We start from the raw sequence: 7,035 nt of genomic DNA on the forward strand, positions 1-7,035 counted from the left end.
AGCTAGGCTGCACGTTGCTTGAAGCGACTACGTTGCGAAGTCCGTTTGCGGGTCTCTATTGTGAAAGTCTGGCGATGGCCGTACTGGCTCGCGCGATGGAGTTTCAAAACGACCCAACCGAGGGTACCCTGCGGCAGGGGCTTGCTCCCTGGCGCCTCAGGCGGACGATCGAGTACATCGAAGACAATCTGGGCGAGCCGATCACACTCAATGAAATCGCCGAGCATGCAGGCCTTAGCCGGATGCATTTCGCTGCCCAGTTCAAGCGCGCGACGGGCTTGAGTCCGCATGCGTTTTTGATGGAGCGGCGGCTCGAGACCGCGAAGTCATTGCTGATTGAAAATCGCCTGCCAATCGTGCAAATTGCTTTTACAGTCGGATTTAACTCGCAGGCCCATTTCACGACCGTTTTCCACAAGGCGACCGGTATCACGCCGGGACGCTGGCGCGAACAGTCCTCACTGTCAGGCGCTCCACGCAACGAGGCGAACGCAATCAAGCCACAGCGACCCGGGAAGAGGAAGGTGGACGGTGCAATGTAGGGCGCGCGGGCCTTACGATGAAGCGTGTTGTCTGCCGGTCGCGTCCGAATCAATGATGGACTGGCCGACGATCAATGTCTGCAAGCCAAACAGGAAATTCCAAAGAGCGTATCGCTGTGCTGCCTCGCGCCGCGAATCGGGATGCGTGCGTTTAAAACATCATGGATGGAGCACTCGTGCGATATTGAAATACGTTCCGATTTCGTTCCAACACTCTGTAGGCGACGTTAGCGCCCCCTGCGGTTCGACGAGACACTCTGAGGACATCTGTCATGAACGAGGATTCGCGAACTTCGTGTATCTGGCAAGAGATATTGACGAGCCTGAGCGGTGACCGCTTGCCGCACCTTGAAGAGGCTGACTGTGCCTATGAAGGGAACCAGTTCACGACGTCCAGCAGCGGATCCCTCAATACTTCAATCCGATGCTTAAGGATTCGTGTCATCGAACATACCGATTCCAGAGCGACGGTGTCCTGGCACGACCCTACATCATGTCACTACGACGATCAGCATTGGCGCAGGGCCAGAGCACGCCACGCGGGCGTATGTGCGCTTTCCGGAGCAACAGTGTCACGCGGCGAAGACATTTTCCAGCCGTCCCGACGTAGGCCTCCTCCGGCAAACGCTGGCGCGATGATCCTGGCGAGTGCATTGCCATTGTGTGCGGACGAAGACCAAGGGGACGAGCAACCCTCGGATTGACGTCAAGGGAGCGAACAATCGCCGCCGGCGTTCAATGCCATTCCAGGTCGGACGTGCCACAAAATGCGATGCAGTGTATTCTTATGCGCCGCCAGCGGTCCTAGCCTGGTTTTATTTCATATTCAACATCGCTGCGGCCGCGAGTGAGCGGATTGAACGATGGAGCGTACCCCGAGATGAGCAGGTCCCGGCAACGGCAGGAGAGTACGGAATTCGTGAAGTTTGGGTCTTTTGAGGCGTCTACCCGCATCGAAGCATTGCATGCCCGATTCGACCGTCATGAGTTCGCCACGCATGCGCACGATACGTGGGCGATCGGCGCTGTCATTTCTGGCGCCAAGGACATTTTCGGAAAGAAGGGCACCGACGGCATCATACGTTCGACGCAGGTCTATTCGCTGCCGCCACACAGGGCGCACGGCGGAAAGACGGTCGGAAGCGCGTGCGAGTACGTCATGCTCTATGTTCCGGTCGAAGAGTGGACGACGCAATGCGATGCGCGCGGCGTCGATATTCACCGCTTCTCGCATGGCGCCTTGGAGGACGCTCGTTTGACCCAGTGTCTCTTGTCGTTTGTCACGCTGATGCTGCATCACCCCGAAAGACTTTCGGAATGGTCTGGCGAATGGACAAACTTCTGCGAAGTGCTGTTGCACCGATATAGGACGGCCGAGCGCACTACGTCACCAGCGGGCGCGATTCGAGCGGACCCCGATTTGGTGCGCGCTTACGACTTTCTACACGAGTACTGGAATTGCAATGTGTCGCTCGATAAACTCGCGGGCGAGAGTGCAATGTCGATATACGAGTTGTGCCGCCGATTCTCGGCCGTCTACGGACTAAGTCCTCACCGCTACCAATTGGTGCTTCGGCTTGAGAAAGCTAAAGCAAAGCTGTTACGCGGAGCGAGCATCTCGGATGTGGCGGCAGACACGGGCTTCGCGGACCAGAGCCACCTGGGAAGACATTTCAAATCGATGTTCGGGATGACGCCAGGCGCAGTGCTAGAGGAGGCCGCGAGCAAAAAGAAGCGCCGCTCAGGCCCAGAATGTGATGAAGCCTGAGCGGCGAACCGGCATATTAATCGCGCAGTCGTTCCGGCCTCGGTAGGGTAGCGTGCGTCGTTTGGACCGAGATCGTCTATGCGCGCAGCGAATTTGCTAAGAGCACGCTCTGCGTCCGAAGACGGCTTTAGACCTGCGCGCGGCCACCATGGACGATCATCTCGATACCCGTGATGTACCTCGCATCGCCCGATGCGAGAAACGCGCGAGCCGCACAAGATTTTCGTGGCCTATTCGCCGAGCCGCCGATTGAACACGAAAGTCCGGGTTTTCGTCGACCGGGTCAAGGTGCTTTTCGCGTCGATGGATAGACGCAGCGATAGTGCAAGCGAATCGCGAACATGAATCGACACTAGGTGACAGGCGGCTGCTCGTGTCTCGCGACATCGCAAACGGGTAAACGAGAGCTTATTAGCGCGGGCAGGGGATTCGCGCTAAGCCACTTCATATCCCGGGACTTTCTGCGCGAGGAAATTGCGGATCAATGGAATCATTTCGTCTGCCTTGTCTTCCAACGCGAAGTGTCCGGTGTCGAGCAGATGAAGCTCAACGTCAGGCAAATCCCGCTCGTACGGATAGGCACCGTCTGCCGGGAAGATGTAGTCATTCTTGCCCCAGACGATCAGCATTGGCGGCTGGAATTCGCGAAAATAGGCCTGAAGCCTAGGATACAGAGGCAGGTTAGTGCGATAGTCGTAGAAAAGGTCCAACTGAATGTCGTTGTTCCCCGGCCGATCGAGCAACGCCTGGTCGTGGACCCAGTTGTCCGGTGAGATACGAGTGCGATCGGCCACGCCGTCGGTATACTGAAAGATGGTTGTTTCGAGCGTAAGTAGTGTCGTCAGCGCTTGCCTGCTGGCATCCGCTCCATCTGCCCAATAAGCCTTGATCGGATCCCAGAATTCCTTCAATCCCTCGTCATAGGCATTGCCATTTTGCACGATAAAGCCGGCGACTCGTTCAGGATGCTTCAGCGCGATTCGCCAACCAACGGGCGCGCCATAGTCCATCACATACATGACATATCTCTCGGCGCCGAGTCGATCGAGCAGACCGTCGACGAGGTCGGCAAAGTGATCGAAGGTGTAGGCGAAGCCAGCGCGGTCAGGCATATCGCTTTGCCCATAGCCCGGGTAATCCGGCGCGAGTACATGGTAACGGTCGGCCAAGGCTGGGATCAGGTTCCTGAACATGTGGGAAGACGTAGGAAACCCGTGCAAGAGCAGGACGACAGGGCCGTCTGTCGGGCCGGCCTCGCGATAGAACACGTTGGTTCCGTCGATTGCCACCGACCGATGATGCGTGACCTGGAATGTCGGCGCCTTGTCAGAAGCGACGCTGTGGACGGAACGGGTCATCAGTTTTCTCCGATGATGTGACAGATTTTCATTTGGCCGCCCGACAGTGGATGGGCTGTTACCGAAGCCGTTACGGCGCCGCGGATCGACCGGGTACAGACAGTTCTTTCGAGTCGGACACGAGGTGCTTCGAATGCTGTGGTTGCTCGGGTGTGTCATCGGCCGCGCGTCGCGCCTACCCGAACGCAAGCCGCGCGGCGATTCCGTTTTGCGCATCAACGCGATCTTAAAAGCCATGCGATGGCCACACTTGTTGATTGAAATGACCAACCGTTCCGGCCAACCACCTCCCACGCTATGTCATCGGAACGGGGCTGCGGGGCGGAAAGTCGACTACCGATTATTCTCCGCATTGAACGCAATCTGACAGCTTAAAATCTAAGCTTCTTTCAGTTCTGCACGGTCAGGTTCACCGACGCACGATCTCGTAAGTTTTTTTGTCGGGAATGTCAGTTCGTCGCAGTTGAGACTGGTGACGGAAAGCACGAACACCGATTCACGAAACAACAGTTGTGAAAAAGCCCTCGACATTGAGTAGGATCGAAGTTGCAGCGGGTGGTGTGGATTTTGTGTTGCCGCATGCAGGCCGTACGTCTCATCCTCCGAATAAGGTGACCGCCGCGAGACCCACGCCGCTGTCGAGACGGAATTCACCTGGCTGAACGCGACGGAAGCTCTAATGGGGACGGTCTAGCGGATAAATTATTGTGTGGCGACGGGCTATTTGGCGCGCGCGAGGTTACCTCCCCGGACTAATTCGGTCACGCAAATCGTTGGGTCAAATGGCCCTTCTGGTCCGAGCCTGTGTGAAAACGCATCGATCGCCTGAACTGAATCAACGCACTGAGACCGGGTGGCTCATGAAGCAATTCGTTGAAGGCGATGACCGCAAGCAAGTCGCACTACTGCCCGAATGCGTCGATGCAAGGTTGAGATCAACCTCTTCGCAAAGACGACGGCCGAACGAATTCCAAAGCAGTAACCCACGATCAACATGCCAATCATGAGCGCCGGGTCGATGGAAGGATCAGATCCCACGTACGACTGTAGTGAGGTGTCAATGCCCTCGTAAGCCGGTACGCTCAACGTACCGATCGACGTGGCGCAACAGATGTTTTTGCGGCACGTGATGACCAAATGGACCGGCTCACACCGCGATTGAACGAGCGCAATGACTCAGTTGGTTTTGCTTCATTCCGAGCGCTTCGACATCGGGCTTTACTACCCGCCCGTTTCACATACAAGAAATCGAATACGCCCGGAGTTGATCGTGACAGGCTCTCGGAGAGGTAAAGGACGTGTTGTCGTGTCCCGTCAGGCGCGGTTACGGTTGTAGACATCAAGAAACACCGCCGCCAACAAGACCATCCCCTTGATCACTTGCTGGTAATCAATGCCAATGCCCATGATCGACATGCCGTTGTTCATCACGCCCATGATGAAAGCGCCGATCACCGCGCCCACCACCTTGCCCACGCCCCCGGAGGCCGATGCTCCGCCGATGAAACAGGCCGCGATCACATCGAGCTCGAAGCCGAGGCCAGCCTTCGGCGTTGCCGTGTTCAGGCGTGCCGCGAAAATCAGACCCGCCACTGCCGCCAATACTCCCATGTTCACAAAGGTCAGGAAAGACAGACGCGCGGTGTTCACGCCCGACAAACGCGTCGCCTTCTCGTTGCCGCCCAGCGCATAGATACGGCGACCGATCGTCGTGCGATTGGTCACAAACTGGTAAATCAGGATCAGTACGGCCATCAGGATCAACACGTCGGGCAAGCCCTTGTACGTGGAAAGCAGCCAGACCAGATAGGTAACGGCTCCCGCGAACAACACGTTCTTCGCCACGAAGAACGCGACCGGTTCGACGTCCATATCGTGTGCCTGTGCCTTGCGGCGCTTGCGCACCTCCGCCGCGACCAGGCCCAACGCCAGGATGACGCCCACGATCAGGGACAGCACCCGGAAGTCCGTGCCACCGAACGGATCAGGCAGAAAGCCCGTGCTGATCCGCTGAAATCGCAGCGGGAACGGCCCGACCGATTGGCCTTGCAACAGCGCCAGTGCGAGCCCCTTGAAAATAAGCATCCCTGCCAGCGTCACGATAAACGACGGAATGCGCGCGTAAGCCACGAACCAGCCCTGCGCCGCACCGATCAACGCTCCCACCAGAAGCGCCACGATGATCGTCGGCACTACAGGCCACGAGTACTGCACGATCAGCACCGCGGCTAGCCCGCCGATAAAGCCGCTGACCGATCCGACGGACAGATCGATGTAGCCGGCCACGATCACGAGCAGCATGCCCAGCGCCATCACAATGATGTAGCTGTTCTGCAGAACCAGATTGGTGATGTTCAACGGCTGCATCAGCACACCGTCGGTCTGGAACTGGAAGAACCCCATGATAACGACCAACGACAGCAGCAGGCCGTAGTCGCGCAGATTGTTCTTGAGAAAGCCGAGTTTCATGAAATGGCCTTGATTCGATGTAGATAGGTCACGCATGACCGGCATTCACAATGGCGCGCATGATACGTTCTTGGCTCGCTTCGTTTCGATCGAGCTCGACCACGAGCCGACCTTCGTTCATCACGTAGATGCGGTCGCACATCCCAAGCAGCTCCGGCATTTCGGACGAAATCATCAGAATCCCTTCGCCCCTGCGCGCCAGCTCGTCGATGATGGTGTAGATCTCGTATTTGGCCCCGACATCGATACCTCGCGTGGGTTCATCGAGAATCAGCAGACGCGGCTTTGTAAACAGCCATTTGCTCAGCACGACCTTCTGCTGATTGCCGCCCGAGAGATTGACCACCCGTTGCTGGATGCCCGAACTGCGGATGCGCAACGATTCGCGATACTGCTGCGCAACCTTTGCCTCGGCGTGTTCATCGATCACACCGTGATCGGACACTTCGGCGAGGTTGGCGAGCGACACGTTTTTGCGGATTTCCTGCTCGAGGATCAGGCCATACCCCTTGCGATCCTCGGTCACATAGGCAATGCCATGCTTGATGGCCTTGCCGATGGTCGATACATCCACTGTCTGGCCGTCGATCAGCACCTGTCCGCTGATCCGCCGACCATACGAGCGCCCGAAGATACTCATGGCCAGTTCGGTGCGGCCTGATCCCATCAGTCCGGCGATGCCGACGACTTCGCCCTTGCGCACGTTGAGGTCGATGCCCTTAATGACCTCCCGCTCCGAATACTGTTCGTGGAACACGTGCCAGTCGCGTACTTCGAAGATGACGTCGCCGATCTGCGGCGCGCGCTGCGGATAACGGTGTTCCATGTCACGGCCGACCATGCCGCGAATAATGCGATCCTCGCTGATCTCGCTTGCGGCGCAGTCAAGCGTCTCGAT

Annotated in this window: 6 protein-coding genes and 1 pseudogene; 3 read left to right on the plus strand and 4 right to left on the minus strand. The window is 57.5% G+C overall.

What is annotated here, in order from left to right; translation table 11 throughout:
* From AWB67_RS33420 to AWB67_RS33430, 3 genes are all read left to right on the plus strand, one after another.
* Window positions 1–542: helix-turn-helix domain-containing protein (locus tag AWB67_RS33420; protein WP_235025494.1), on the plus strand; the 542-nt coding region annotated here is incomplete at its 5' end.
* A 272-nt stretch (window positions 543–814) separates the two neighbouring features.
* Entirely contained in the window at window positions 815–1,246 is a 432-nt protein-coding gene (locus tag AWB67_RS43580) for a DUF3331 domain-containing protein (protein WP_087660293.1), read from the plus strand.
* Between the two features lie 176 nt (window positions 1,247–1,422).
* On the plus strand, window positions 1,423–2,310 hold the full coding sequence (locus tag AWB67_RS33430) for an AraC family transcriptional regulator (protein ID WP_087660294.1): 888 nt from the start codon (window positions 1,423–1,425) through the stop codon (window positions 2,308–2,310).
* A 434-nt stretch (window positions 2,311–2,744) separates the two neighbouring features.
* Here AWB67_RS33430 and AWB67_RS33435 read toward each other — a convergent pair whose 3' ends face one another.
* From AWB67_RS33435 to AWB67_RS33445, 4 genes and pseudogenes are all read right to left on the minus strand, one after another.
* Window positions 2,745–3,668: an alpha/beta fold hydrolase gene (locus AWB67_RS33435; RefSeq protein ID WP_087660295.1), complete on the minus strand. Its 924-nt coding sequence runs from the start codon at window positions 3,666–3,668 to the stop codon at window positions 2,745–2,747.
* A 922-nt stretch (window positions 3,669–4,590) separates the two neighbouring features.
* Window positions 4,591–4,797: pseudogene (locus AWB67_RS42430) on the minus strand (transposase); the annotation flags it as partial.
* Between the two features lie 185 nt (window positions 4,798–4,982).
* Window positions 4,983–6,137 (minus strand): multiple monosaccharide ABC transporter permease, encoded by a 1,155-nt coding sequence (gene mmsB, locus AWB67_RS33440; RefSeq protein ID WP_087660297.1) that lies wholly within the window; start codon window positions 6,135–6,137, stop codon window positions 4,983–4,985.
* A gap of 28 nt (window positions 6,138–6,165) precedes the next feature.
* On the minus strand, window positions 6,166–7,035 hold an 870-nt coding region (locus AWB67_RS33445), incomplete at its 5' end, for an ATP-binding cassette domain-containing protein (protein ID WP_143328440.1).

This window comes from Caballeronia terrestris (assembly GCF_001544515.1).
Taxonomy (GTDB): Bacteria; Pseudomonadota; Gammaproteobacteria; order Burkholderiales; family Burkholderiaceae; genus Caballeronia; species Caballeronia terrestris.